The sequence below is a fragment of the Enterobacter sp. 301B genome (assembly GCF_003850715.1).
GTDB classification, from domain to species: domain Bacteria; phylum Pseudomonadota; class Gammaproteobacteria; order Enterobacterales; family Enterobacteriaceae; genus Enterobacter; species Enterobacter intestinihominis.
Map to the genome: position 1 here is coordinate 26,090 of NZ_PQTC01000020.1, position 26,872 is coordinate 52,961.

Below are 26,872 nucleotides of genomic sequence, written 5' to 3' on the forward strand. Positions count from 1 at the left end.
ACCCGGTTCTGAGCACATCATACATAACGTCCGAGGCAGCGAAGGTGTGATGGGTCAAAGAGGATGCGCTCATCCGGAATTAATATGCTCTTTACAGTACCGCCGTTTCCAGACGGCGGGCGTTAACCCGGTATGTTTCGAGAATATCTGCCGGAAATAACCCACGTCATTAAAACCGCACCGGGTGGCCACTTCAGTTAATGAGGCCGCATCGTTCAGCAACAATTTTTCAGCGGCCCTGACGCGCTGGCGGTGTATTGCCTCCGTCAGGGTTAAATGAAACGTCCGGCGAAATACTCGCCCCAGGTAATCTGCGTTGCAGTGCAGCTCTTTCGCCAGCTGTGAAGTGGATATGGGCAAATGAAAGTGAGTGCGGATAAGTTGTTTGGCCTTCCACGCCATTGCTGCGCCCGCATCATCCGCTTTATCTTCATATCCCGGCGAGAGCGATATCTGCTGCAAAATTAACAGCAAAATTATCTCCAGCGCCTGGCTACGCTGTAATTTTTCCTGCTCGCTTAAAAACTGACGGAATAACGCAATAACATATTGCGGATCCCGCACGCTACAGTGTTGCTCAATCGACAATAGCGTCGCACCTGGCAACGCAGGCAAGCCTTCATCCACCTCAAAATGCAGCCAGTAAAATTTGAGATCGCCCGGAAAATCTTCCACGCCGACATGCCGCCGCTTCGGCCAAAGTAATAAACTCTCGCCGGCGTTTACCTCAAACAGCGTATTTTCCTCCTGGATCGTTAATGTCCCTTTTTCGACAAAGATTATCTCCCACGAAGATAATTTTCGTGCGGGATGACGACCCACGCCCCGGGAGATAAATAACCCGCCATTTTGAACCTTAATCGGAAGTGCTATGGATAATTCAAGCATGGATATTCAATTTCCCGCTTTTATGGTGGCTAATATTGCGTTTATTGTTTGATTATTAATAAATATCAGCAGAACAGCTCGATCAAACTCACAGTTTTACCATCAGGTCGGAATCGTCACCTTTTTATACTTTTCCCTTCCCTTGTTGGTCTGCCCGTTGAATGCAGAATAAATGGGGTACCTTGCACAAATACGATAAAAAATCGTTTATCGAGGAGTTACCCCATGACTTCCACACCGATTACAGACGCAGAAGTTGCAAAACAGGCAGCCGATGACCGACTGTCAGTCCGCGAGAAAATTGGCTACGGCCTGGGCGACGCGGGCGGCACGGTAATTACCTGCCTGATCATGAACTTCTTGACCTTTTTCTATACCGATGTATTTGGCCTGACGCCCGCGCTGGTGGGCACGCTGTTTATTGCTCTTCGGGTATTTGACGCGATTTCCGATCCGGTGATGGGCGTGATTGCCGACCGCACGCAGAGCCGCTGGGGGCGTTTTCGTCCGTGGCAGCTGTGGGTCGCGCTTCCCATCGGGATCGTCGGCGTGCTGACCTTCACCGTCCCGGACGCCAGCATGGGCGTGAAAATCGCCTGGGCGTTCGGCACCTATTTGCTGTTGTCCGTAGGCTATACCGCCATCAACGTGCCGTATTGCGCGCTGATCAACACCATGACCACCCGCCACAACGAGGTAATATCCTGCCAGTCCTGGCGCTTCGTACTGTGCGGCGTGGCGGGCTTTCTGGTCTCCGTTGGCCTGCCGTGGCTGGTGTCAGAGCTGGGACAGGGCAATACCGCCCGGGGTTATCAGCTGGGCGTCGGCGTACTGTGCGCCATCGCTGTGGTGATGTTCTTGTGCTGCTTCTTCTGGGTGCGCGAGCGCGTCCCGCTTGCGCTGATGGGGAAATTCACCCTGCGCGAGCACCTGGCGGGCCTGCGTAAAAACGATCAGCTGCTGCTGATGCTGGTGATGTCGTTTCTGCTGATCAACGTCTTCAACATTCGCGGCGGCGGGTACATGTACTTCATCACCTACGTGCTTCAGGGCAGCACGGCGTACACCTCGCTGTTTTTCACCATGGTGACCTTTGCCGCCATTCTGGGCGCGGTGATCGTCAACCCGCTGTCGCGGCGGATTGATACCGTCAAACTCTACTACTACACCAACCTGGTACTCGCTGCGCTTGCTATGGGAATGTGGTTCCTGCCAGGTGGCCCGGCGCACCAGACGCTCTGGCTTATCGTGATTTTAAGTAACGGCGTGATCCTGGGCTTCACCCTGCCGCTTCACTTCTCGCTAATGGCCTTTGCCGATGACTACGGCGAATGGAAAACCGGCGTTCGCTCCTCGGGGATGAATTTCGCCTTCAATCTATTTTTCATCAAGCTCGCGTGGGCATCCAGCGCCGGGATCATCAGCCTGGTGTTTATTGCCGTGGCCTATCAGCCAGGCGCGGGCAACCAGACACCCGCCTCATTGCAGGGCATCACCGCCATGGAGACGCTGCTCCCTGCCCTTTTCCACCTGCTGCTGGCGGTCGCTATCCGCTGGTGCAGGCTTAACAATCCCGTGATGTCGCGCATTGCAACCGATTTGCGCCAGCGTCATGTACAGTCCTGAGGAGAACGATATGACCATAATGGAAGCCGACCTGCATCAGCTGAAAATCAACGACCCGTTTCTTGGTCAGTACCAACGGCTGGTCCGCGATGTGGTAATCCCCTACCAGTGGGATGCGCTTAACGATCGCGTGGCGGAGGCTGAACCCAGCCACGCCATCGCCAACTTCCGTATCGCGGCCGGTCTGGAACAGGGGGAGTTCTACGGGATGGTCTTTCAGGACAGCGACGTGGCGAAATGGCTCGAAGCCGTGGCGTGGTCGCTGTGCCAGAAGCCGGATGCCGAACTGGAAAAAACCGCCGACGAGGTGATCGAGCTGGTCGCAGCGGCGCAGTGTGAAGATGGCTATCTCAATACCTATTTCACGGTGAAAGCACCGGCCGAGCGCTGGACCAATCTGGCCGAGTGCCACGAACTGTACTGCGCCGGGCATATGATTGAAGCGGGCGTGGCGTATTTCCAGGGAACCGGAAAGCGCCGCCTGCTGGACGTGGTGTGCAGGCTGGCGGATCATATCGACAGCGTGTTTGGCCCGGGCGAAAACCAGCTGCACGGCTATCCGGGCCACCCGGAAATCGAGCTGGCGCTGATGCGGCTGTACGACGTCACGCAGGAGCCACGCTATCTCAATCTGGTGAAATACTTTATTGAGGAACGCGGCACACAGCCTCACTTCTACGATATCGAATATGAGAAGCGCGGCAGAACGTCATACTGGAACACCTATGGCCCGGCGTGGATGGTCAAGGACAAAGCCTACAGCCAGGCGCATCAGCCCCTTGCCGAACAACAAACGGCCATCGGCCATGCCGTGCGTTTTGTCTATCTGATGGCGGGCATGGCGCATCTGGCGCGCCTGAGCAACGACGAAGGGAAACGTCAGGATTGCCTGCGGCTGTGGAACAACATGGCACAGCGCCAGCTGTACATCACCGGCGGGATTGGCTCGCAAAGCAGCGGCGAGGCATTCAGCAGCGATTACGATCTGCCCAACGATACGGTCTATGCCGAAAGCTGCGCCTCCATCGGCCTGATGATGTTTGCCCGCCGGATGCTTGAGATGGAGGCGGACGGCCACTACGCCGACGTGATGGAGCGCGCACTATACAACACGGTGCTGGGTGGCATGGCGCTGGACGGTAAGCATTTCTTTTATGTGAATCCGCTGGAAGTGCACCCGAAAACACTGGCCTTTAACCATATCTATGACCACGTGAAACCGGTGCGCCAGCGCTGGTTCGGCTGCGCCTGTTGCCCGCCGAATATTGCGCGCGTGCTGACCTCGCTGGGGCACTATATTTTTACCGTTCGCCCGGACGCGCTGTTGATCAACCTGTACGTGGGAAACGATGTCGCCATTCCGGTGGGGGAAAACACCCTCCAGCTGCGTATTAGCGGAAACTATCCGTGGCATGAGCAGGTGAAAATCGAGATAACCTCACCAGTTCCGGTGACTCACACGCTGGCCCTGAGGCTGCCGGACTGGTGTGCGGAACCGGCTGTTTCGCTCAATGGTCAAGCCATTACAGGCGAGGTCTCCCGTGGATACTTATACCTCAACCGCAACTGGCAGGAAGGCGACACGCTGACGCTGACGTTACCGATGCCGGTCCGCCGCGTGTACGGCAACCCGCAGGTGCGCCAGCAGGCGGGGAAAGTCGTATTGCAGCGTGGGCCGCTGGTTTACTGCCTGGAAGAAGCCGATAACGGCGCAAATCTGCATAACCTTTCTTTGCCGCAAGACAGCGCGTTTAGGGTATTTGAAGGCAAAGGCATTTTCGCGCACAAGATGCTGATACAGGCGGAAGGGATCGGGTGTCAGGCGAAGGACACTGATGCCCTGTGGCAGTACGACCACTCGCCGGTAGAACGTCAGCCCCAGACGCTGACCTTTATTCCGTGGTTCAGCTGGGCAAACCGGGGAGAAGGGGAAATGCGGATATGGGTGGATGAAGGCTGAATAACTGCGGCCTGTTGCCCTCACCCCAGCCCTCTCCCACGGGAGAGGTAGTAAAAAGTAGGCCGGGTAAGGCGAAGCCGCCACCCGGCTTTAACCCGGCTCAGGCCGCCCGGGACGGCCTGAGCCGGGAGATTAAAACAGCCCCAGCGGTTTATCGGAGTAGCTGACTAACAGACATTTCGTTTGCTGGTAGTGCTCTAGCATCATTTTATGGGTTTCGCGCCCGATGCCCGACTGTTTGTAGCCGCCAAACGCCGCATGAGCCGGATAGGCGTGATAGCAGTTTGTCCATACGCGTCCGGCCTGAATGCCGCGGCCCATTTTATAGGCCAGATTACCGTTACGGCTCCAGACGCCCGCCCCCAGGCCATACTGCGTGTCGTTCGCGAGCTCCAGCGCCTCGTCCATGGTTTTAAACGTGGTGACGGCCAGCACCGGTCCAAAAATTTCCTCCTGAAAAACGCGCATGTTGTTCTTACCGAACAGGATAGTCGGCTCAAGGTAGTAGCCCTCCTGCAAATCGCCGCCCAGCACCTTACGACGACCGCCGGTCAACACATCAGCCCCCTCTTTTTTACCGATATCAATATAGTTGAGGATGGTTTCCAGCTGGCCATGCGATACCTGCGCCCCCATCTGGGTAACGTTATCCAGCGGATTACCGCTGCGAATCGACTCCACGCGCCGGATCGCCCGCTCCATAAAGCGCTCATAAATGGATTCCTGCACCAGCGCGCGGCTCGGACAGGTGCAGACTTCGCCCTGGTTAAACGCAAACAGCGCAAACCCTTCCAGCGCTTTGTCGAAGAAGGCGTCCTCTTCATCCATCACGTCGGCAAAGAAGATGTTCGGCGATTTCCCGCCCAACTCCAGGGTGACCGGAATGATGTTCTGGGTCGCGTACTGCATAATCTGCTGACCCACTTCCGTTGAGCCGGTAAACGCCACTTTGGCGATACGCTTTGAAGTAGCCAGATATTCGCCGATCTCTCCCCCGGCCCCGTTGACCACGTTAATGACCCCCGGCGGCAACAGGTCGCCAATTACCTCCATCAGCAGCAGTACCGAAAGCGGCGTTAAGCGTGCAGGTTTCAGCACAACGCAGTTACCCGCCGCCAGCGCGGGCGCCATTTTCCAGCTCGCCATCAGCAGCGGGAAGTTCCACGGAATAATTTGCCCCACCACGCCGAGCGGCTCGTGGAAGTGATACGCCACGGTATCTTTGTCAACTTCACTTATTCCCCCCTCCTGGGCACGGATGCAGGACGCAAAATAGCGGAAATGGTCGATCGCCAGCGGCACGTCCGCCGCCATGGTTTCGCGGATCGGCTTGCCGTTGTCCCACGTTTCTGCGGTCGCCAGCAGCTCCAGATTCTGCTCCATCCGATCGGCGATTTTGAACAACATGGCCGCTCTGTCCTGAACGGACATTTGCCCCCACTTATCTTTCGCCTTATGCGCCGCATCCAGCGCTAAATCGATATCCCGCTTGCCCGAACTGGCAATTTCACACAGCGGCTGGCCGGTAACGGGCGTCAGGTTGGAATAGTATTCACCGTCGACGGGCGCCACCCAGTCGCCGCCGATAAAGTTGTCATAGCGGGGCTTCAGCTTAAGGGGAAAACCATACTCGCCAGGCTGGATACGCGATGAGGGAGGATTGTTTGTCATGACCGTCTCCTTGCTGTTGTTGTACAACAAGGGTAGTTCCGGCTGATGATTTTCTCGCCAGCGGGTAGCGGGTTTACGAGCCGCATCACGGATTACCGTACTTTACGTTTCGTTTCTGCCGCCGCAGCCATACTTAATAGCTCAAGGGCTCATGAGGAACGATGCAATGCAGCTATTTATCGGCTTTGACGTGGGTGGAACCCACATCAAACACGGCGTAATTAATGAAAACGGCGAAGAACTGACATCCGATGAATATGATACGCCGGACGATGAAAGCACCTTCAAAGAGAAGTGGAAAACGGTAGTGGATAAGTACTGCCAGGAGCACGAGATCGCCAGTATTGGCGTGAGTTTTCCAGGACATATCAATCACCATACTGGCGAAGCGGCCAAAGCCGGGGCGCTGGACTATCTTGACGGCGAAAACCTGTGCGAACTGTTCGCACAGCTGACCGATCTCCCCGTGACAATCGAAAACGATGCCAATTGCGCGGCGCTGGGCGAGCGCTGGCAGGGCGCGGGCAAGGACTATGAGCATTTCGTCTGCATCACCATCGGCACCGGCATCGGCGGCGGTATCGTCATGGAGGGCGATCTCTACCGCGGGTCGCACTACCGGGCGGGTGAGTTTGGCGTGCTGCCCGTAGGCAATGAGGGCGAGCCGATGCATGAAGTGGCGTCCGCCAGTGGCCTGATGAAAGCCTGCCGCCGCGCGCTGGCCGTGTCGGAAGATGAGATGCCTGATGGTGAGGAGCTGTTTAAACGCATGGACAGCGACGTGCATCTGCGCGAAGCCATTGAAGCGTGGGCGCATTGTCTGTCGCGCGGTATTTACAGCGTGATCTCTATGTTTGATCCGCAGGCGGTGCTGATTGGCGGCGGCATTAGTGAGCAGGAGAAAATCTATCTCCTGCTGGATAAATATTTACAGCGATTCGAGGAGTGGGAAGCGCTCCGGGTGCCCATCCTTCCCTGCGAGCTGGGTAACCAGGCGGGAAGGCTGGGCGCGGTCTGGCTGGCTAAGCAGAAGCAGGCGCGCAGCGCTTAACGCTTACGGAAATAACTGCGCGTCGCGTAGCACATGGTCATTGCCACGACGACGCGTAAACCCGATGCGGTTGAAATACTCCAGGATCTGAATCGCCAGTTTGCGTCCTACGTTCAGCCGATCGCGGAAGTCTGCGGCGCAGGTTGATCCGCGCGCCTGATCCAGCTCCCGGATCAGGTTCGCAAACGCAACGATCCGATCGTTGCGGTAATAACGATCTTTCACGATCGCCACAATCATGCCCTGCTGCGCCGCATGCCGCAGTACCTGACGCATCAGCTGCTCATCGGTATTGGTTTCACGCGCCAGATCGCGCACCCACCAGGGTTCATCGCCAAACAGCGCCGCCACTTTTTGCCAGACCGCGTCCTGCTCAGCGGTAAAACCGGCCTTGTGTTCCGGCAGATGCAGCCAGCCGTGATGGCTTGCGATCGCGCCGCTGGCGCGCATGTTTTCAATCAGCAGCAGCACCAGCGCGTCGTCTTCCATCGGCAACGCCATGCGCCGCAGACGTTCACGGCCCGGGCCTGGCTCATCCTGATGCTGTTCATGGTAGGTGGCCAGCGTGCTCAGCACCTTGCGCTGCCAGCGCGCCGCCACCGGCGCGTTCAGCAGGCTGTTACCGGCCTGAATAAAACCTGGCTCCTGCGTCAGAAGCCGCAATCCTTCGCCGCTGAGCTGGCGCGCCCAGGCGAACGCAGCCAGATCCACCGCACCACGTTCAAGGTGGATATCTAACGCAGACTTGTCGTCACGAGCCTGGGCCAGCGAGGCCAGCCACGCTAAATACTCGGGCTTACGCTTGCCGCGACGGGGCGGATTCAGCATCACCACGCGGGCGCCCGCCAGGGTTTCGCGCGCGGAGATGTCGCGCAGAACCAGGCGGTCGTTATCCGCCAGCCAGAGCGGGGAGTCGAACACCAGTTCGGCGAGATCGTTTTCCAGCAGCGACACGCGTCCGGTGATGTGGCTGGCCGCGTGATGGATATGCAGCGGCTGCCACTGGGTCAGCGGCGTGTGGGTCTGTAGAGAAACGATAATCCGTTCAGAAGGCTCCGGCGGCGCGTCGGCCAGCAGCCAGTCGCCGCGGTTAAGCTGGTCTTTTTCGGCATCACCAGCAATATTCAGCGCGATACGCTGCCCGGCATGGGCCTGTTCCACCGGCTGGTTTTGCGCGTGAAGCCCGCGCACGCGCATCGGTTTGTTCACGCCCGTCAGCCACAGGGTATCGCCCACGTTAACTTCGCCACTCAGCGCGGTACCGGTCACCACCAGCCCAGCCCCTTTCACGGTAAACGCCCTGTCGATCGCCAGACGGAAGCGGTGATGGCTGGCATGCTCACGAGACGGGATCTGCTGCAAATGGTCGCGAAGAGCGTCGACACCGCGGCCTTCTGTCGCCACGGTGACAAACAGAGCGGCATCCTTAAAACCATATTCACTCAGCGCCGCCAGCACCTCTTCACGCACCTCGTTGATACGCACCTCATCCACACGGTCCGCTTTGGTGAGGGCGACGGTCAACTGCGGGTTTCCCGTCAGTTGGAGGATCGCCAGATGCTCGCGCGTTTGCGCCATCACCCCGTCATCGCACGCGACAACCAGTAGAGCGTGATCGATCCCGCCCACGCCCGCGAGCATATTGGAAAGAAACTTCTCGTGGCCGGGCACGTCGATAAAGCCCAGCACGCGACCGTCGGGTTGCGGCCAGTAGGCGTAACCCAGGTCAATGGTCATGCCGCGCTTTTTCTCTTCCGGCAGGCGATCGGCATTCACGCCCGTAATGGCCTGCAATAACGTGGTTTTGCCGTGGTCAACGTGACCGGCGGTGGCAATAATCATTTCAACATCATCTCCAGAAACCGCACTTCATCTTCCAGACAGCGTAAATCCAGCCACATGCGCCCCTCACCGATCCGGCCAATCACCGGCGTCGGTAATGCGCGCCAGCGCGCCGACAGCGCCTCAAGCTGGCTTCCGCGTCCGTCGCGCGGGGTGAACGTCAGCGCTTCGCTCGGTAACCTGTCCACCGGCAGCGAGCCGCTGCCAATTTGCGACAGGCAAGGCTCGATACGAACGTCAAACTCAGGGTAATGAGGAGCGACCTGCGGCAGTAGCGCTTCCGCCCGCGCGCGAACAGAGGCTTCATCACGGCTCAGCAAACGCAACGTGGGCAGGCGGTCAGCCAGTTTCTCCGGGTGGAGATAGAGCCGCAGCGTGGCTTCCAGCGCGGCCAGCGTCATTTTATCGGCACGCAGGGCGCGCTTCAGTGGGTGCTGCTGTAGCTGCGCAATCAGTTCGCGCTTGCCGACGATAATCCCCGCCTGCGGCCCGCCCAGCAGTTTGTCGCCGGAGAAACTGACCAGGCTTACGCCCGCAGCAACCATTTCCTGCACCATTGGCTCTTTCGGCAGACCGTACTGGCGCATATCCACCAGCGACCCGCTGCCGAGATCGGCAATCACCGGCACGTTTAGCTCGCGCCCGATGGCGGCCAGTTCGGCCTCTTCCACCGTTTTGGTGAATCCCTCAATGTGGTAATTACTGGTATGCACTTTCATCAGCAGGGCAGTGTTTTCATTCACCGCCGCGCGATAATCTTTTGCATGGGTACGGTTGGTTGTGCCCACTTCATGCAGCGTGCAGCCCGCCTGGCGCATGACATCCGGAATACGAAACGCCCCGCCGATCTCCACCAGCTCGCCGCGAGAGACGACAACCTCTTTTCCGCTCGCGGTGGCCGCCAGCATTAACAGCACCGCCGCCGCGTTGTTATTCACAATGCAGGCATCTTCCGCGCCGGTGATCTGGCAGAGAAGATCCGCCAGTGCGCGATCGCGATGCCCGCGCCCGGCGCCGTCCAGATCGTACTCCAGCGTCACCGGCGAGCGCATGGCCCGGGTGACGGCCTCTATTGCTTCTTCTGCCTGCTGTGCCCGGCCCAGATTGGTGTGCAGAACCGTGCCCGTCAGGTTAATAACCGGGCGCAACGCGCTTTGCGCGTGCTTGCTCAGCCTCCATTCAACTTCCTGCGCCCATGCCTCGCACCAGCCGGGTAGCGCGTTTTCAGCCTGAATATGGCGACGCGCATCGTCCTGAAGCTGGCGTAGCATGTCGACCGTTGCAGTATGGCCAAACTGCTCCAGCACCGCAGTGATGCGCGGATCACGAAGCAGACGATCGGTAGCGGGGATCTGGCTGTAGAGGGAATGATGAGTAGTCATGAATGCGCCTGGCGAGTAAATATCTTCCCCCCTCCCGACGGGAGAGGGAGTTAACATGTGGGGGGATTGTACCGCCTCCCGCCAGGAAGTGTTATAACCCGCATCAAGCCTTTGGTGGTTCAGTCCGGGCGAAACTTTCGCGCTGGAAGAGCGTCTCCGCCAGTTTGACCAGCAGCGGACGATCCACGCACCAGCCCGGCGAGACGCGGCGGAAATTAAGGTAGCCAATGGCGCAGGCGATGGCGATCGTCGCCAGATTCAGGCTATCGCTCTGAATTTTCCCGTCGCGGATCAGCTGTTCGCACATATCCAGGCTGCGGCTGATTTTTTCGCGCTGGCGCAGCAGCTCATTTTCTGACTGCTGGGCGGCGGGCCTTGCCTGCTCGCGTACGGACGTTAATGCCGCATCCATAATGCCATCCGCCAGGGCTTCAATTTGCTTCATCGCCAGCGCTGCTTTTGGATCCGCCGGCAGCATGGCTGGCGCAACGCCAAGCAGCTCGATGTACTCCGCAATGATCGGGGAATCAAACCAGTAGTCGCCCTCGTCCGTTACCAGCGCCGGGACTTTCCCCAGCGGGTTGTACTGCGCAACGCCGTTCTCTGCGTTGTACGGTTGTTCATTTACGAATTCAAATTCAATCCCTTTCTCCAGCAGGAGAATCGAAATCTTACGCACGAAAGGACTGGTATAACTGCCGATGAGTTTCATTGCTTATCCTTAATGCCCATAAAGAGGTCAGTATGGATCAAGCCGTGAAAAAAGGCAGGTGTACGTATCGCATTCCTGCCGTGAGGGGATACGGGAGAAATCTGCATAAAAATATTTTGTGAATCAAATCACAATCTGGAAACAAACAGCCAACTTAACATTGTGATATTAATCACAAAACAGACCTCATTTTGGCGTAATTCTGAGCAATGTATTTTTTTTACACACCCATTATGTGATCGCGATCACTCCATTAATATCCTCACCCCCTACATTCATGTGATTCAGATCACACAAAATTCCGCTGTCTGGACAGTTGAACGATTCAGTGCCAGATTTCACAGCATCAGAACAGGGCCCGGCTACCTCTGCCGCCGCACATTAACGATAAACCTCGGGCCACAAGCCTAAGCGTAAACATAAGAAGGGGTGTTTTATGTCATCCGATTTCAAGATCAAAGTGCAAAGCTTTGGTCGTTTCCTCAGCAACATGGTGATGCCAAATATCGGCGCGTTTATCGCGTGGGGTATTATCACCGCATTATTTATTCCGACAGGGTGGTTGCCTAACGAAACGCTGGCGAAACTTGTTGGCCCAATGATTACGTACCTGCTGCCGCTGCTCATCGGTTATACCGGTGGTCGTCTGGTGGGCGGTGACCGTGGTGGTGTCGTGGGTGCCATCACAACCATGGGGGTAATTGTCGGTGCGGATATGCCGATGTTCCTCGGTGCGATGATTGCCGGTCCTCTGGGCGGCTGGGCGATCAAGAAATTTGACGTCTGGGTTGATGGCAAGATCAAATCCGGCTTCGAAATGCTGGTGAACAACTTCTCCGCGGGCATCATCGGGATGATCCTCGCGATTCTGGCGTTCCTCGGCATTGGCCCTGCGGTTGAAGTGCTCTCCAAGCTGCTGGCGGCGGGCGTTAACTTCATGGTGGCGCACGACATGCTGCCGCTGGCGTCTATCTTCGTTGAACCGGCGAAAATCCTGTTCCTGAACAACGCCATCAACCACGGTATCTTCTCACCGCTGGGTATTCAGCAGTCACACGATCTCGGCAAGTCCATCTTCTTCCTGATTGAAGCGAACCCGGGTCCTGGTATGGGCGTTCTGCTGGCGTACATGTTCTTTGGTCGCGGCAGCGCGAAACAGTCTGCTGGCGGCGCGGCGATCATTCACTTCCTGGGCGGTATTCACGAAATTTACTTCCCGTATGTGCTGATGAACCCACGTCTGATCCTGGCCGTTATCCTTGGCGGTATGACCGGCGTGTTCACCCTGAGCGTACTGGGCGGTGGTCTGGTGTCTCCTGCTTCTCCAGGCTCTATTCTGGCGGTGCTGGCGATGACCCCGAAAGGCGCCTACTTCGCGAACATCGCGGCGATCTGTGCGGCCATGGCCGTCTCCTTCGTGGTCTCCGCTATCCTGCTGAAAACCAGCAAGGTGAAAGAAGACGACGATATCGAAGCGGCAACCCGTCGTATGCATGACATGAAAGCCGAATCCAAAGGCGCAACGCCGCTGGCGGCGGGTGATGTCTCTAACGACCTGAGCCACGTGCGTAAAATTATCGTGGCCTGTGATGCCGGTATGGGTTCCAGCGCAATGGGTGCGGGCGTGCTGCGTAAGAAAGTGCAGGATGCGGGTCTGACCAACATCTCCGTGACCAACAGCGCGATTAACAACCTGCCGCCGGACGTTGACCTGGTGATCACGCACCGCGATCTGACCGAGCGCGCTATGCGTCAGGTGCCGCAGGCGCAGCACATTTCCCTGACCAACTTCCTCGACAGCGGCCTGTACACCAGCCTGACAGAACGTCTGGTTGCGGCCCAGCGCCATGAAGATAACGAAGTGAAAGTGCGCACCAGCCTGCAAGACAGCTTCGACGAGAGCAACGCGCATCTGTTCAAACTGGGCGCAGAAAACATCTTCCTTGGCCGCACGGCGACCAATAAAGAAGAGGCCATTCGCTTCGCCGGTGAGCAGCTGGTGAAAGGCGGCTACGTTCAGCCGGAATACGTTGAGGCGATGCTGGAGCGTGAAAAGCTGACCCCAACCTACCTGGGTGAATCCATCGCGGTTCCACACGGTACGGTGGAAGCCAAAGACCGCGTGCTGAAAACCGGCGTGGTGTTCTGTCAGTATCCTGACGGCGTGCGCTTCGGTGAAGAAGAGGACGACATCGCCCGTCTGGTGATTGGTATCGCCGCTCGCAATAACGAGCATATCCAGGTGATTACCAGCCTGACCAACGCGCTGGATGACGAAACGGTTATTGAGCGTCTGGCCAATACCACCAGCGTTGAAGAAGTTCTGGCTCTGCTTAACAAGTAACAGCGCCTCTTCCCTCTCCCCCCGGGGAGAGGGCTAGGGTGAGGGGGAAAACGTTCCTCACCCCAGCCCTCTCGGGTAAAAACATTGATGAAGGTTAACACTATGAAAGCATTACATTTTGGCGCAGGTAATATCGGACGTGGCTTTATCGGTAAACTGCTGGCAGACGCAGGCATTACCCTGACATTCGCCGATGTGAATCATGTGGTTCTGGATGCCCTGAATGCCCATCATAGCTATCAGGTTCACGTAGTGGGTGAAAACGAACAGGTTGAAACGGTCTCTGGCGTCAACGCGGTAAGCAGCATTGGCGACGACGTGATTGACCTCATCGCGAGCGTTGATCTGGTCACCACAGCCGTGGGTCCGGTGGTGCTTGAGCGTATCGCCCCGGCGATCGCGAAAGGCCTGGCGAAGCGTAAAGCACAAGGCGTTGAAACGCCGCTGAACATCATCGCCTGTGAAAACATGGTGCGCGGCACCACGCAGCTGAAAGGCCACGTTCTGGCCGCTGTGGCTGAGGAAGATAAAGCCTGGGTTGAAGCGCACGTTGGTTTTGTGGATTCCGCCGTTGACCGCATCGTTCCGCCATCAGAATCCGCCACCAACGACCCGCTGGAAGTGACGGTGGAAACCTTCAGCGAATGGATCGTTGATAAAACTCAGTTTAAAGGCGCGCTACCGACCATTCCGGGAATGGAATTAACCGATAATCTGATGGCATTTGTCGAACGTAAACTCTTCACGCTGAACACCGGGCATGCTATAACCGCGTACCTCGGGAAATTGGCCGGTCATCAGACGATTCGTGACGCGATCCTCGATGAGAACATCCGTGCGGTGGTCAAAGGGGCAATGGAAGAGAGCGGCGCGGTGCTGATCAAACGCTACGGTTTTGATGCTGATAAACACGCAGCATACATCCAGAAAATCCTCGGTCGTTTTGAAAACCCGTATCTGAAAGATGACGTTGAGCGCGTGGGTCGTCAGCCGCTGCGTAAACTAAGCGCGGGCGACCGCCTGATTAAACCGCTGCTGGGCACGCTGGAATACGGCCTGCCGCACGCTAACCTGGTGAAGGGCATCGCTGCCGCCATGCACTACCGCAGCGAGCAGGATCCGCAGGCGATTGAGCTGGCTCAGCTGATTGATGACAAAGGCGCGCAGGCTGCGCTGGCGCAGATCTCCGGTCTGGATGCCAACAGTGACGTAGTTGCGGAGGCGGTCAGCGCATACAACGCAACCAAATGATGCAGAGTCCGGCGCAGGTTAGCCTGCGCCCGAATAACAGATTGTCAGATATGCAGGCAATAATGGAACAAACCCAGGCCTTTGAAAATCGTGTGCTTGAGCGTCTGAATGCTGGCAAAACCGTACGAAGTTTCCTGATCGCCGCCGTCGAGCTGTTAACCGAGGCGGTGAACATTCTGGTGCTTCAGGTGTTTCGCAAAGACGACTACGCGGTAAAGTATGCTGTAGAACCGTTACTTGACGGAGACGGACCGCTGGGCGATTTATCGGTACGGCTGAAGCTGATCTACGGTCTTGGCGTGCTCAACCGTCAGGAGTATGAAGACGCCGAGCTGTTAATGGCGCTGCGCGAAGAGCTCAATCATGACGGCAATGAGTACACCTTCACCGATGATGAGATCCTGGGGCCCTTCGGCGAATTGCACTGCGTAGCCGCGCTCCCTCCCGCACCTCAGTTTGATGACAGCGACCCTGAGCTGTACATGATGCAAAAGCTGCGTTATCAACAAGTTGTCCGCTCCACCATGGTACTTTCCCTGACTGAGCTGATTTCTAAAATCAGCTTAAAAAAAGCGTTTCAGAAGTAAGCCCGCACACATTGGTGTATCCTTCCCTGTAAATTCCCCGTTTTCAGAGTTATTTGTCATGAAAGAAGTCGAAAAGAACGAAATTAAACGCCTGAGCGACCGTCTGGATCTGATCCGCCATCAGATGGCTGGCCTCTCCCTTGTTGATTCCGCCGAGAAATATGCCGAGCTGGAAAAAGAGTCCGTGAAGCTGGAGGCGGAAATTGAGCGCCTGCGCGATGTGAAAGGCCAGAAGCTGAGTAAAGAGGCGCAGAAGCTGATGAACATGCCGCATCGCCGCGCGATCACCAAAAAAGAGCAGGCCGACATGGGCAAGCTGAAGAAAAGCGTCCGTGGCCTGGTGGTGGTGCACCCGATGACTGAGCTTGGCCGCGAAATGGGCCTGAAAGAGATGACGGGTTTTAGTAAGACCGCGTTCTGATCGCTCTCCCCTGCCGCTGCGCAGGGGAAACTCAGTTGTAAATCAGGTTAAACGTGGCCATCGCATCCGCTTTTCCCGCCGTTACGTTCTCTTCCGTCTGAATGTAATGCGCATCAAACCAGAAGGTCTGCGTCTGGTTATCCCCCACCTGGCCAAGCGCTGACACCTGCGGGGTGTTCCACGATACCACCTGCCCCTGAACCGAACCGGTATTGTCACCGTAAAGCAGTTCGATCCCGACACCGCTGGCGCTATCCTCCTGCTTCGTCAACGCCAGCGCCCGATCGTTGCCCGGCGTGGTATCGCCAAAGAAACCCATCTTAACCGCCGTGTTATTTTCACAGGTCACCGGAATGCTGAAGCGTCCGCCTCCGGCGCGGGAGCCGATGCCGTGAAATTCACGCTGGCTCACGCTCCCCATGGGAACAAGAATGCTGCGAGAGCCCACTGAGCAGCTGGTACGCCTGACGGTGAAGCTGGCGAGATGGATCTGTACCGGTGTCGCCACGTTGGTGGCGCTGGCTTGATTTTCTCCCGCCTGCAATATCAGCGATCCGACATTTTGCTCCTGGGAATTGGCGTTATCGTCAGGCATGGCGCTGGTCGTCGGGATTTTGTAGAACACCACCCAGAACTGCATTTTGTACGTTGAGGCGCTGGCAAAGGCGGGGTTTTGCGATGCGTCGCAAATGCGCCGGGACTCATTGCCATTCACCTGACTTGTGCCGTCAATATAGCGTATCGCATCGGCGCCGCAGTACTGCTGCTCGCGAAACCCGAGCGCGTAGCCGATGCCGTCAATCTGGGTTTTGTAGACGTGCCGCGACGCACCGTCTTCCCCCACCACGGTGCCGACGGGGTTATCCAGCTCGACAAATCCGATACTACGCCAGGGGTCACTACCGCCATCACAGTTGTAGAAGTCTTGCCCGGTAGACTGTATCGGCGCGGAAACCGGCGTCCAATCCGCGGTGCCGGGAGCATATCCAATGGCGTAGGGTACCTGGACAACCCACTGATCGCGCGTGGTGCGGCAGGGCGAGGCCTGAGCGTGCGCATGAAAACTCAGCATGCCAAAAAGCGAAAGAAGGCTCAGATAGAAAAACCAGTGAATAAAGTGACGCATGATATTCCTCTAGTGGCACTCAAGAGACAGCGTAGCGATGCCGGGGGCCATATGAGCTTTCCCCAGTCTGAAAGGTGTCTGGCATTGCTGCTGCTCCCCGTTTTCATACCAGGTGACGCGCAGGGTGCCGCGCTCGGGTACTCCGCTCAGGTAGGCCTGACCGCCGTCAGCGACCATGCTTCGGTTTGCAGAATGGCGGTTCTGCTCCACCACTTCAGCCTGCGCGCCAAACGGCAACGGTTCGCCGTGGTAGCGCAGGGAAAACAGAACGCGATAACCAATGTGGGTTGTGTAATTGGCCAGCACCACCGCGCCGCTGGTGGGAATGAGCGTCAGACCGCTTTGCTCAATGTCGACGTTCTCACCCAGCGTCGCCGTATCAAGGCTGACGGTATTTTTGCGATACGCCGAGAGCGTTGGCATGACCGCATAGCCGCGGCTGTCGGTATGGATCCCGTTATAGCCCTTCGGCTCAACGTTCGCCGCGCCGGGCACGCGCAGCAGGGCGACGGTATCGCCCAGCGGCTGGCTAAGCGTGACGCCATACTGCGTGGCGATAACGCCTCCGGCGAGTCCAAGACTCGCGTTGCTACCGTTTCGGCTGTGGTCATAACCGAGGCTGACGTTGCCGTAGCCACCGTTGTATTGCAGCGCCAGGCTGGTGCTGTCGGCCTCTCCCTCACTGGTCTTACTCTGCTGAACGCTGTAATTCAGGTTGCGGTTCGCCAGCGCGCTGCCGTTGAGTGACACCTGCTGCGTGGTCATCCCACGATTGTTGTGGTTGGCGTAGTAACTGACCGAACTGCCCGGCAGCCAGTTGCCAAGCGGAACATTGACGTTAAACGACACGGTGCGATCGGGATGCTGCTCAAGCGCTGAGTCGGTGTAGTCATACCCCGCGCCCCAGGAAATACCCCGCCAGCTGGTGTACCAGCCGATGTGGATGGTTTTATCCTGCCCGGACGTATGCCAGTAATCCTGCATCTATGCCGAGACGCTGAGGCTGCCGAACTGACCCAGCGTCTGTGAAAAAGTGACCTGCGAGCGGCTACGGCGATTATTGAGTTGCAGCTGTTGGCTGTCAGACTGATTCAGTTCACTAAATTCGTAGTAATTGCGCGAGGCATAGCGATAGCTCGCCAGGTTGAAAGCGGTGCCGGTAGCGCTGAAATCTTTCTGGTACTGAATGCGCCACGCCTGCCCCATCGCGCTTTTGCCGTCGGGTAAACGGCTTTTTGCCAGCGTATCGTCAATACCCAGCGAGCCAAATGCGCCAAACCCTCTGCCTACGCCAATTGCACCGGCCTGATAGTTGCTCGCCGTACGAAAGCCGCCATACACCGTCATCCTGGAGACCAGACCGTAGAAGAAAGCGCCTTCAACAAATTCGGGCGAACGCGCATCACCGGAGCCGGAGTGAAATCGTCCTGCATTGAGACTGTATTTCAGGCTGCCCTGGCGTCGCATAAACGGCACCGCAGAGTAGGGCTGGGTAAAGACGCGCGTTGAGCCGTCACTTTCCGTGACCGTAACCTGTAGATCGCCACTTTGTGCGCCCGGGAACAGATCGTTAATGATAAATGGCCCGGCGGCCACCCAGGTTTCATAGATCACATAGCCATTTTGCGAAACGGAGACTTTAGCGAAGCTGTGTGCGACGCCGCGGATGGTTGGTGCGAAGCCGCGCTGGCTGTCGGGCAACATGCTTTCGCTTGATGAGAGCTGTACCCCGCGAAACGCCACGCTATCGAAGACGTCGCCTGTGGTCCAGGCATCACCGATCCGTAGCTGGCTGTTAAGACGGCGAATATCCCTGGTCAGCCAGCTACTTTGCGACTGAAAATGGTCGCCGCCCGCGTCGCTGTAGCTCCAGGCCGAGGTGTTACGCAGCCGCCACGCCCCCAGATTAATGCCGTTACGCAGGCTCAGATAGCTGGATGTCGTGACCCCGCTCTGATGACGGGCCTGACCGCCCGACAGACTGTAATCAGTAAATGCCGCCGGGATACCATCGTCCCACTGCGACTGCGGCACGTAGCCACGGCAGCGGTGTTTCATTGCCGCCTGCGGCAGGCTGAGAAAGAGACGCTGCTGGTTGAAATCATAAGAAGTTCGCGCTGCCGGAATAAAATCCTCGAGGTGCGTGAACGTTTCTCCCTCCTGCAACCGGGAGAATGCAGGAATGGCCCCTATATTTACGCCAAGCGCTTCCAGCAGCGATACGCTAAAAACGGGTTGCAGGCTGCCTTTCTCATTGACGAAGGTGATCTCCTGATGCCGCTCCTCGCGTCCGTTAATCTCCAGCGTCACGAGCCAGGTGCCTGGCATCTGCCCGCCCTTTTCAGAGAAATAGTGCAGATCCGCCGTTTTCTGTTCAGTAGAGGAAAGCTCCAGCGCGGCGGGATCAAAGTAATCCTCGGCCATCCCCGTGCGGCTGAAGCTAAGCAGCAACACCGAAAGCGGCGCGTAACGAAACAGGCGAAAAGGCATGGTCTTAAAGAGGCTGGGTGTGGGTGGCGGTGATGGCACCAAAATCATTAATAGCCGACCAGCTTACGCCCCCGGAGGCGGACACAGGCCATTCCCGGGTTTCCCCTGGACCGATCATGCCCGGCTGCTCAATTTTATGCCCGCCAACGGTCAGCCGATAAAAAGAGACGTAGTATGGCGTCGGGTTAGCGGCCTTAAGCCCTTTTCCCGTTCGCGAAAACGTTATTTTCTGCCAGGCCGTGGCGGCGTCCCCTTTCAGGTTGTCCGGGCGGTAGAAGATTTTAAATTTCGATTTGACGTTTACCTGTAATTCGTTGCTGCTCTCTTTTGGCTTTGGCGCTATCGCTTTAATATCGAGCCAGAATACAGATTCACGATCTGTGGGCAGCGGAGCGCCGGTATATTGAATACGCAGCGTGTTGGTCTGCTCCGGATCAAGTCTGAACAGAGGTGGTGTGACAATAAATGGCGCAGCGTTATTTTTATCCGGCCCATCGCCTTCAACCCACGACTGAATAAGATAGGGAACCGCACTTTCCATATTAGAAACAGAAAATGCCACCTCCTTGCTGTTTTGCGGGTATACGATCCGTGTTCCCCCCATTACAACGCCAGCGGAAACTGACGCAGAACTAACCATTAATGCAGTGAGCATAATATACGATAAACGTTTCATCATTATTATCTCTGGAGGTGGCTGACAGTGAAATCAGTTATAAACCATCAGGAAGTTGGATACGGCGTTAACATCGCCGGCGTTGATTTCCGTGCCATCTTTGTCAAGTGCGGCATAGAAAGTTAATTCAGCATTGCCTTCATCATCCGGTGCGGTTGTTTCAGATACCGTACCCGGTTTAATTGCCGTGCTGCGATCGCTGTTATAAAGCTTCACGCCGACACCCGTCGCCATACCTTCACCTGGCGTAACCTGAAGCAGTGTGTCATTCACCGTATCTTTGGTTCCGTCAAACAGTACCGCAACCGATTCAACCGTCTCCGGGCAGTTTTCCACGTTGATTTTGAACTCGCGCGGCGTCGTTTCGTTGTGATCGTCAAAGTAGCTTTTTGCCCACGCCCCAAGGTCTACCGTTTTGTTTTTAGAGGCCGGAGTAATATCACAGGAAATAAGGGTAATTTTCCCGGTAAAATTGATCACCCCGCCCGTACTTTGCGAACCCGCACCGGTATCCAGAGAAGCATTAACGCCAGAATCACTGCTTGCCAGTACTGATTGAGAAGATAACAGCAGCCCCGCCGCGGCAATCGCCAGCGCCACATTTTTGATTTTCATTTGGAACACTTTCCCCTCTGTAAATTAAACAGATATAGACTTGTTGTACCAGGTACAATAACCGCTATAAGGATTTAAAAACGCCACCGAAAGGTTTTTAGCAGAATGGGTGACGCGACCTTATAGAATAAAGCAGGGTCCATCCCATGGTGATAATCCGTATATTTTCAGAAGGCCATACACAGATATCCTTCAACTGAGGAATGACTTCTGGCCGAAAATAACACTGAATACGTTGTGGTTAGTAATAAATTTAAAATCTTCTGTTACGTTGCTTCTGAATAAATAGTAAATCAAATGCCTTTTAACGTCTACGCATTGAAAAGCAATATGCCGCGTCTGTAAACACTCAGAAATTAACACTCAACTAACAAATTTAACCCCTTTCGATTGCCATAATAATTATTAATCTGCTTTTAATACCGCAACTAAATTACAAGAGAGTCAACTGATCATTGTTTGATCAATTTATTTCAGAATATTATTAGCCCAAAAATGTCTGTTCAGCGCAAAATTCTTACCCTTTATCCTGAAAAACAACACTTGAACAGGATATTTCTTTATCGATCATCAATTGATCGTTTGTAATACACTGTTAAAATCTATATGTGAAATTTACCTTAATTAAAATTTTTTGCTACAGCTTAGATTTCGCATTTTTAACCAAAAAAAATTTTTATTTATAGGAAATATATCACTCTGCTCACACATATACAGCTTCTCAAAAACACAAATAAAACAAACAAACCTCATTAAATTCACGAAACATTATCACCTCTCCTTTTTATATAACCTCTTTTACGCGCCGTATCTGCTTAAAAGGCGAATGTAAGGCTCTCCACCTGACCACCGCTCCCAACGCACACGGTGATTTGATTTTGCGGGTTTGGTCCTACCAATCACGTACAAAGCTATCCATCGTTCACAATTTCGATGCTCCACTTCACAAAACAATTGCTGAATAGCAACACTTGGTTAACCATTTGTTGTCATTAACCCTACATCACAATATTGGAAGGACCACTTTTACACTAAGTGTGACGCAGAGATGAGCAGAGACTCACCCGACGAACACCTGTGTGGTCCTCAGGAGACCTGCATGAGCCTCTGGCAACAAAACTACGATCCGGCCGGAAATATCTGGCTGTCGAGCCTGATCGCATCGCTACCGATCCTGTTTTTCTTCTTTGCGCTGATTAAGCTCAAGCTGAAGGGCTACCTCGCCGCGACGTATACCGTTGCCATCGCCCTGATGGTGGCGTTGTTCTTCTACAAAATGCCGGTCGATCGCGCGCTGGCCTCCGTCGTCTATGGCTTCTTCTACGGACTGTGGCCGATTGCGTGGATCATCATCGCCGCCGTCTTTGTCTACAAAATCTCGGTCAAAACCGGGCAGTTCGACATTATTCGCTCGTCGATTCTCTCCATCACGCCGGACCAGCGTTTGCAGATGCTGATCGTCGGCTTCTCCTTCGGAGCATTTCTGGAAGGGGCGGCAGGATTCGGCGCACCGGTGGCCATCACCGCCGCCCTGCTGGTCGGTCTGGGCTTTAACCCGCTGTATGCCGCTGGCCTGTGCCTGATTGTGAATACCGCCCCGGTGGCGTTTGGCGCGATGGGCATTCCTATTCTGGTGGCGGGCCAGGTGACCGGGCTGGACAGCTTCGAGATCGGCCAGATGGTGGGCCGCCAGCTGCCGTTCCTGACCATTATCGTGCTGTTCTGGATCATGGCGATTATGGACGGCTGGCGCGGCGTGAAGGAGACCTGGCCTGCGGTGATGGTAGCGGGCGGTTCGTTCGCCATTGCCCAGTATCTCAGCTCCAACTTCCTCGGCCCGGAACTGCCGGACATCATCTCTTCCCTGGTGTCGCTGGTCTGTCTGACGCTGTTCCTGAAACGCTGGCAGCCGGTACGTATCTTCCGCTTTGCTGACATGGGCGCATCACACGTGGATCAGACGCTGGCGCGCACCGGCTATACCGCCGGACAGATTGTACGCGCATGGTCACCGTTCCTGTTCCTGACCGCCACCGTGACGCTGTGGAGCATTCCGCCGTTTAAGGCCCTGTTCGCCCCGGGCGGCGCGCTGTACGACATGGTGATTAATATCTCCGTGCCGTTCCTCGACAAGATGGTCGCTCGTATGCCGCCGGTGGTACACGACGCCACGCCGTATGCGGCAGTGTTTAAGTTCGACTGGTTCTCAGCCACCGGCACGGCGATCCTGTTTGCCGCTATCCTTTCCGTAGTGTGGCTGCGCATGAAGCCTGCCGCCGCGGTGCAGACCTTTGCGGCGACGATTAAAGAGCTGATGCTGCCGATTTACTCCATCGGCATGGTGCTGGCGTTCGCGTTTATTTCGAACTACTCCGGCCTGTCGTCGACGCTGGCGTTAGCGCTGGCGCATACCGGCCACGCGTTTACCTTCTTCTCGCCGTTCCTCGGCTGGCTGGGGGTGTTCCTGACCGGTTCAGATACGTCATCTAACGCCCTGTTTGCCGCCCTACAGGCCACAGCCGCGCAGCAGATTGGCGTCTCGGACGTGCTGCTGGTCGCCGCGAACACCACCGGCGGCGTGACCGGGAAGATGATCTCACCGCAGTCCATCGCCATTGCCTGTGCCGCGGTGGGGCTGGTAGGCAAAGAGTCGGATCTGTTCCGCTTTACCGTTAAACACAGCCTGATATTTACCTGCATGGTGGGCGTGATCACCACATTGCAGGCCTATGTCTTAACCTGGATGATTCCATGATAGTGATGCCCAGACGCCTGTCCGACGAGATTGCCACTCGCGTACGGGCGCTGATAGAAGAACAACAGCTGGAAGCGGGCATGAGATTGCCCGCCGAGCGTCAGCTTGCCGCCCAGCTTGGCGTGTCGCGCAATTCACTGCGCGAGGCGCTGGCGACGCTGGTCAGCGAAGGGGTGCTGCTGAGCCGTCGAGGCGGCGGCACCTTCGTGCGCTGGCAGCATGACGACTGGTCCGAACAAAACATCGTGCAGCCGCTTAAGACGCTGATGGAAAACGACCCGGACTACAGCTTTGACATCCTCGAAGCGCGCCACGCCATCGAAACCAGCACCGCGTGGCATGCGGCGATGCGGGCAACCGAGGCCGACAAAGAGAAGCTCAAAGCCTGCTTTGAGGCCACGCAAAGCAGCGATCCGGACATCGCCTCCCAGGCGGACGTGCGTTTTCACCTCGCGATTGCCGAGGCCTCGCACAACGTGGTTCTGCTGCAAACCATGCGCGGGTTCTTCGACCTGCTGCAATCCTCCGTGAAGCAGAGCCGCCAGCGCATGTATCTGGTGCCGCCGGTATTTGCCCAACTGACCGAACAGCACGAGGCGGTGCTCAACGCCATTCTGGCCGGTGATGCCGAGGCCGCGCGCAAGGCGATGATGGCGCATCTCGGCTTCGTGCATACCACCATTAAACGATTCGATGAAGATCAGGCCCGACAGGCGCGTATTACCCGTCTGCCTGGCGAGAGTGATATTTCCAGGGAGAACAAAGCATGATTATTTCCGCAGCCAGTGACTATCGCGCCGCGGCACAGCGCATTTTGCCGCCATTCCTGTTCCACTACATTGACGGCGGGGCGTACGCCGAATATACCCTGCGCCGCAACGTGGAGGACCTGTCGGAAGTGGCCCTGCGCCAGCGCGTGCTGAAGAATATGTCTGACCTGAGCCTTGAGACGAAGCTGTTTAACGAGACGCTCTCCATGCCGGTGGCGCTTGCGCCCGTCGGCTTATGCGGCATGTATGCCCGCCGGGGCGAAGTGCAGGCCGCCGCCGCCGCAGATGCCAAAGGCATTCCGTTTACCCTTTCCACCGTGTCCGTCTGCCCGATTGAAGAGGTCGCCCCGACCATCAAGCGCCCGATGTGGTTCCAGCTCTACGTCCTGCGCGATCGCGGCTTTATGCGTAACGCGCTGGAGCGCGCCAAAGCGGCAGGCTGCTCAACGCTGGTCTTTACCGTCGATATGCCGACGCCCGGCGCACGCTACCGTGATGCGCACTCCGGCATGAGCGGTCCGAACGCCGCGATGCGCCGCTACTGGCAGGCGGTGACGCACCCGCAGTGGGCGTGGGATGTCGGCGTGAATGGCCGTCCGCACGATCTGGGCAATATTTCGGCCTACCTGGGTAAACCGACCGGGCTGGAAGATTACATCGGCTGGCTGGCGAACAACTTCGATCCATCCATCTCCTGGAAAGACCTGGAGTGGATCCGCGAATTCTGGGACGGCCCGATGGTGATCAAAGGGATCCTCGATCCGGAAGATGCCCGCGACGCGGTGCGTTTTGGCGCCGATGGGATCGTGGTCTCTAACCATGGTGGCCGCCAGCTTGACGGGGTGCTCTCCTCCGCCCGCGCCCTGCCAGCCATTGCCGATGCGGTGAAAGGCGATATTGCGATTCTGGCCGACAGCGGCATCCGTAACGGGCTGGACGTGGTGCGCATGATTGCCCTGGGCGCAGACAGTGTGCTGCTGGGCCGTGCTTACCTGTACGCGCTGGCCACCAGCGGCCAGGCGGGCGTGGCGAATCTGCTGAACCTGATCGAGAAAGAGATGAAGGTGGCGATGACCCTGACCGGTGCGAAAACAATCGGTGAAATCAGCAAAGACTCTCTGGTGCAGGAGCTCAGTAAGCTGCCTGCGGCGCTGGCCCCCCTTTCTCAGGGAAACGCGGCCTGATCTCCCCCGGTTAGCCTCCCCTTCTTCCGCGCCCGGCTTTACCCTCGGGCGCTTTTTTTGTTGAAAATAACACCTGCGTAACATTCTGGATAAGAAAATTTGACATGCCCCGCCCCTCCGCAATTGTATAGACAAGCAAATACAAGAACACAAAAACAACATCACATCGGAGGGGAACGTATGACGTATTCAGGTCGGGTGGATATTCAGCAAGTGATCGATGAGAGTCCTTTTTCAGGGTTTCACTGGCTTCTTATTGTGCTGGGCTTTCTGGTGCTGGCGATCGATGGTTTCGATACCGCCGCGATGGGTTACATTGCGCCTACGCTGTCGGCGGAGTGGGGAATACATAAACAGGATCTGGGGCCGGTGTTGAGTGCGGCGCTACTGGGGCTGTCGCTGGGAGCTCTTATTGCAGGTCCGGTATCGGACCGTATGGGACGCAAGCGCGTACTGGTCTTTTCATGCCTGTTCTTCGGCCTGGCGAGCCTGGGCACGGCCTGGGCGCAAAGTCTGAATACCCTGACGCTGTGGCGATTTCTGACCGGTCTCGGGCTGGGCGCCGCGATGCCTAACGCCATCACGCTGATCTCAGAGTTTGCCCCCCAGCGCTGCCGCGCCATGGCAATTAACACCATGTACTGCGGCTTTCCGCTGGGTGCGGCGGGCGGCGGGGCGATCTCGTCCTGGCTTATCCCTCACCATGGCTGGCGAAGCGTGCTGCTGACCGGCGCGATTGCGCCGCTGATTTTAACGGTGCTGCTGGCGCTGCTGTTGCCGGAGTCGGTGAAGTTTCTGGTGCAGCGCGGAAAAGACGTCGCGCAGGTTCGCCGCATCGCCAGCCGGTTCGCCCGCAGCACGCTGGATAGCGTCACGGGCTTTTTCCTGGCGGAGGAGAAGGTCGCGTCGAAAAAAGGCAGCGTGTCGCAGCTGTTTTCCATGCCCTGGCTGCCTGGCACCCTGATGCTGTGGGTCACCTACTTTATGGGACTGGTGATTTATTACGTCCTGCTGAGCTGGATGCCAACGCTGATGCAGGGGATGGGGTATGCGCTGGCGGAATCCGCCTGGCTCACCTCGCTGTTCACCTTCGGCGGCACCGCTGGCATTCTGCTCGCGGGCTGGATGATGGACCGCTGGGAAGCGCACAAGGTGGTCGCGTGTGGTTTCGTGCTGACGATGGGCCTGATTCTTTTACTCGGCATTGAGCATAATCATATCGCCCTGTTTGGCGGGTTAATCTTCCTGATGGGGATCGCGATGAACGGCGCGCAGTCGGGGATGCAGACCCTGGCCGCCACCTTTTACCCTACCGAGTGCCGCGCGACGGGTATCGCCTGGATGCAGGGGATCGGCCGCTTCGGCGGCGTGGCGGGCACCATGACCAGCGCCCAGCTTCTTTCCATGCAGTGGCAGGCGGACAGTATTTTGATGATCCTCAGCGTGCCTGCTCTCGTGGCCGCGGCGGCAACCGTCTACAAAATGCTGTATAGCCGCTCGCAGGAGCCGGGCGTCGCCTAG

The 26,872-nt window shown here is 56.7% G+C and carries 20 protein-coding genes and 1 pseudogene; 11 read left to right on the forward strand and 10 right to left on the reverse strand.

Annotation, left to right across the window (positions count from 1 at the left end; genetic code table 11):
* Window positions 1–69 precede the first annotated feature (69 nt).
* Window positions 70–888: a helix-turn-helix domain-containing protein gene (locus C3451_RS19045; protein WP_045622150.1), complete on the reverse strand. Its 819-nt coding sequence runs from the start codon at window positions 886–888 to the stop codon at window positions 70–72.
* Between the two features lie 225 nt (window positions 889–1,113).
* On the opposite strand from C3451_RS19045, the gene C3451_RS19050 reads away from it, so the two are divergent.
* Entirely contained in the window at window positions 1,114–2,514 is a 1,401-nt protein-coding gene (locus C3451_RS19050; RefSeq protein WP_022649754.1) for an MFS transporter, read from the forward strand.
* Between the two features lie 10 nt (window positions 2,515–2,524).
* Window positions 2,525–4,474 carry a glycoside hydrolase family 127 protein gene (locus C3451_RS19055; protein WP_045622152.1) on the forward strand — a complete coding sequence of 650 codons (1,950 nt, stop codon included), beginning with the start codon at window positions 2,525–2,527 and terminating at the stop codon, window positions 4,472–4,474.
* Between the two features lie 132 nt (window positions 4,475–4,606).
* Here the strand turns inward: C3451_RS19055 and aldB are convergent, their stop codons facing one another.
* The gene (gene aldB / locus C3451_RS19060; protein WP_045308994.1) at window positions 4,607–6,145 is read right to left on the reverse strand and encodes an aldehyde dehydrogenase AldB; all 1,539 of its coding nucleotides are present in this window, start codon (window positions 6,143–6,145) and stop codon (window positions 4,607–4,609) included.
* A gap of 166 nt (window positions 6,146–6,311) precedes the next feature.
* On the opposite strand from aldB, the gene C3451_RS19065 reads away from it, so the two are divergent.
* Window positions 6,312–7,196, forward strand: coding sequence for an ROK family protein (locus C3451_RS19065; protein WP_022649757.1), 885 nt, complete (start codon window positions 6,312–6,314; stop codon window positions 7,194–7,196).
* Between the two features lie 3 nt (window positions 7,197–7,199).
* Here the strand turns inward: C3451_RS19065 and selB are convergent, their stop codons facing one another.
* The 3 genes from selB to C3451_RS19080 form a co-directional block, all read right to left on the reverse strand.
* On the reverse strand, window positions 7,200–9,038 hold the full coding sequence (selB, locus tag C3451_RS19070) for a selenocysteine-specific translation elongation factor (protein ID WP_045622153.1): 1,839 nt from the start codon (window positions 9,036–9,038) through the stop codon (window positions 7,200–7,202).
* Complete coding sequence (selA, locus tag C3451_RS19075) at window positions 9,035–10,420, reverse strand: L-seryl-tRNA(Sec) selenium transferase (protein ID WP_045622155.1); 1,386 nt, start codon at window positions 10,418–10,420, stop codon at window positions 9,035–9,037. Before selA ends, selB begins: the two co-directional genes overlap by 4 nt.
* Window positions 10,421–10,523: 103 nt before the next feature.
* Complete coding sequence (locus tag C3451_RS19080) at window positions 10,524–11,132, reverse strand: glutathione S-transferase (RefSeq protein ID WP_015572763.1); 609 nt, start codon at window positions 11,130–11,132, stop codon at window positions 10,524–10,526.
* Window positions 11,133–11,568: 436 nt separating this feature from the next.
* Between C3451_RS19080 and C3451_RS19085 the strand changes: the two genes are divergently transcribed.
* The 4 genes from C3451_RS19085 to C3451_RS19100 all read left to right on the forward strand — a co-directional run bounded on the left by C3451_RS19085 (window position 11,569) and on the right by C3451_RS19100 (window position 15,735).
* Window positions 11,569–13,476: a PTS mannitol transporter subunit IICBA gene (locus tag C3451_RS19085; RefSeq protein ID WP_022649761.1), complete on the forward strand. Its 1,908-nt coding sequence runs from the start codon at window positions 11,569–11,571 to the stop codon at window positions 13,474–13,476.
* 87 nt (window positions 13,477–13,563) lie between these two features.
* Window positions 13,564–14,727, forward strand: coding sequence for a mannitol-1-phosphate 5-dehydrogenase (gene mtlD / locus C3451_RS19090; protein ID WP_080339279.1), 1,164 nt, complete (start codon window positions 13,564–13,566; stop codon window positions 14,725–14,727).
* On the forward strand, window positions 14,724–15,314 hold the full coding sequence (gene mtlR, locus C3451_RS19095) for a mannitol operon repressor MtlR (protein ID WP_023298873.1): 591 nt from the start codon (window positions 14,724–14,726) through the stop codon (window positions 15,312–15,314). The genes mtlD and mtlR overlap by 4 nt, the downstream gene beginning before the upstream one ends.
* A gap of 58 nt (window positions 15,315–15,372) precedes the next feature.
* The gene (locus C3451_RS19100; RefSeq protein WP_022649764.1) at window positions 15,373–15,735 is read left to right on the forward strand and encodes a YibL family ribosome-associated protein; all 363 of its coding nucleotides are present in this window, start codon (window positions 15,373–15,375) and stop codon (window positions 15,733–15,735) included.
* Between the two features lie 31 nt (window positions 15,736–15,766).
* On the opposite strand, the gene C3451_RS19105 is transcribed toward C3451_RS19100, so the two are convergent.
* The 5 genes and pseudogenes from C3451_RS19105 to C3451_RS19120 form a co-directional block, all read right to left on the reverse strand.
* Entirely contained in the window at window positions 15,767–16,861 is a 1,095-nt protein-coding gene (locus C3451_RS19105; protein ID WP_045622158.1) for a fimbrial protein, read from the reverse strand.
* 9 nt (window positions 16,862–16,870) lie between these two features.
* A complete protein-coding gene (locus C3451_RS24610; RefSeq protein ID WP_240034219.1) occupies window positions 16,871–17,170 on the reverse strand; it encodes a FimD/PapC C-terminal domain-containing protein in 300 nt (99 codons plus the stop codon).
* A pseudogene (locus tag C3451_RS19110) lies at window positions 17,168–19,399 on the reverse strand (fimbria/pilus outer membrane usher protein); the annotation flags it as partial. The pseudogene C3451_RS19110 and the gene C3451_RS24610, both read right to left, overlap by 3 nt.
* On the reverse strand, window positions 19,356–20,030 hold the full coding sequence (locus tag C3451_RS19115; RefSeq protein WP_022649767.1) for a molecular chaperone: 675 nt from the start codon (window positions 20,028–20,030) through the stop codon (window positions 19,356–19,358). The pseudogene C3451_RS19110 and the gene C3451_RS19115, both read right to left, overlap by 44 nt.
* Before the next feature lie 30 nt (window positions 20,031–20,060).
* Window positions 20,061–20,642, reverse strand: a complete 582-nt coding sequence (locus tag C3451_RS19120; protein ID WP_003860173.1) for a fimbrial protein — start codon at window positions 20,640–20,642, stop codon at window positions 20,061–20,063.
* Window positions 20,643–21,741: 1,099 nt separating this feature from the next.
* On the opposite strand from C3451_RS19120, the gene lldP reads away from it, so the two are divergent.
* The 4 genes from lldP to C3451_RS19140 all read left to right on the forward strand — a co-directional run bounded on the left by lldP (window position 21,742) and on the right by C3451_RS19140 (window position 26,872).
* On the forward strand, window positions 21,742–23,397 hold the full coding sequence (gene lldP / locus C3451_RS19125) for an L-lactate permease (RefSeq protein ID WP_022649769.1): 1,656 nt from the start codon (window positions 21,742–21,744) through the stop codon (window positions 23,395–23,397).
* Window positions 23,394–24,167: a transcriptional regulator LldR gene (gene lldR, locus C3451_RS19130; protein WP_023298877.1), complete on the forward strand. Its 774-nt coding sequence runs from the start codon at window positions 23,394–23,396 to the stop codon at window positions 24,165–24,167. The genes lldP and lldR overlap by 4 nt, the downstream gene beginning before the upstream one ends.
* Entirely contained in the window at window positions 24,164–25,351 is a 1,188-nt protein-coding gene (gene lldD / locus C3451_RS19135) for an FMN-dependent L-lactate dehydrogenase LldD (RefSeq protein ID WP_022649770.1), read from the forward strand. The genes lldR and lldD overlap by 4 nt, the downstream gene beginning before the upstream one ends.
* A 180-nt stretch (window positions 25,352–25,531) precedes the next feature.
* Entirely contained in the window at window positions 25,532–26,872 is a 1,341-nt protein-coding gene (locus C3451_RS19140) for an aromatic acid/H+ symport family MFS transporter (protein WP_022649771.1), read from the forward strand.

Coding starts and splice junctions, on each gene's coding strand:
- C3451_RS19045 (WP_045622150.1), bottom strand. CDS start 888: ATGCTTGAATTATCCATAGCACTTCCGATTAAGGTTCAAAATGGCGGG.
- C3451_RS19050 (WP_022649754.1), top strand. CDS start 1,114: ATGACTTCCACACCGATTACAGACGCAGAAGTTGCAAAACAGGCAGCC.
- C3451_RS19055 (WP_045622152.1), top strand. CDS start 2,525: ATGACCATAATGGAAGCCGACCTGCATCAGCTGAAAATCAACGACCCG.
- aldB (WP_045308994.1), bottom strand. CDS start 6,145: ATGACAAACAATCCTCCCTCATCGCGTATCCAGCCTGGCGAGTATGGT.
- C3451_RS19065 (WP_022649757.1), top strand. CDS start 6,312: ATGCAGCTATTTATCGGCTTTGACGTGGGTGGAACCCACATCAAACAC.
- selB (WP_045622153.1), bottom strand. CDS start 9,038: ATGATTATTGCCACCGCCGGTCACGTTGACCACGGCAAAACCACGTTA.
- selA (WP_045622155.1), bottom strand. CDS start 10,420: ATGACTACTCATCATTCCCTCTACAGCCAGATCCCCGCTACCGATCGT.
- C3451_RS19080 (WP_015572763.1), bottom strand. CDS start 11,132: ATGAAACTCATCGGCAGTTATACCAGTCCTTTCGTGCGTAAGATTTCG.
- C3451_RS19085 (WP_022649761.1), top strand. CDS start 11,569: ATGTCATCCGATTTCAAGATCAAAGTGCAAAGCTTTGGTCGTTTCCTC.
- mtlD (WP_080339279.1), top strand. CDS start 13,564: ATGAAGGTTAACACTATGAAAGCATTACATTTTGGCGCAGGTAATATC.
- mtlR (WP_023298873.1), top strand. CDS start 14,724: ATGATGCAGAGTCCGGCGCAGGTTAGCCTGCGCCCGAATAACAGATTG.
- C3451_RS19100 (WP_022649764.1), top strand. CDS start 15,373: ATGAAAGAAGTCGAAAAGAACGAAATTAAACGCCTGAGCGACCGTCTG.
- C3451_RS19105 (WP_045622158.1), bottom strand. CDS start 16,861: ATGCGTCACTTTATTCACTGGTTTTTCTATCTGAGCCTTCTTTCGCTT.
- C3451_RS19115 (WP_022649767.1), bottom strand. CDS start 20,030: ATGATGAAACGTTTATCGTATATTATGCTCACTGCATTAATGGTTAGT.
- C3451_RS19120 (WP_003860173.1), bottom strand. CDS start 20,642: ATGAAAATCAAAAATGTGGCGCTGGCGATTGCCGCGGCGGGGCTGCTG.
- lldP (WP_022649769.1), top strand. CDS start 21,742: ATGAGCCTCTGGCAACAAAACTACGATCCGGCCGGAAATATCTGGCTG.
- lldR (WP_023298877.1), top strand. CDS start 23,394: ATGATAGTGATGCCCAGACGCCTGTCCGACGAGATTGCCACTCGCGTA.
- lldD (WP_022649770.1), top strand. CDS start 24,164: ATGATTATTTCCGCAGCCAGTGACTATCGCGCCGCGGCACAGCGCATT.
- C3451_RS19140 (WP_022649771.1), top strand. CDS start 25,532: ATGACGTATTCAGGTCGGGTGGATATTCAGCAAGTGATCGATGAGAGT.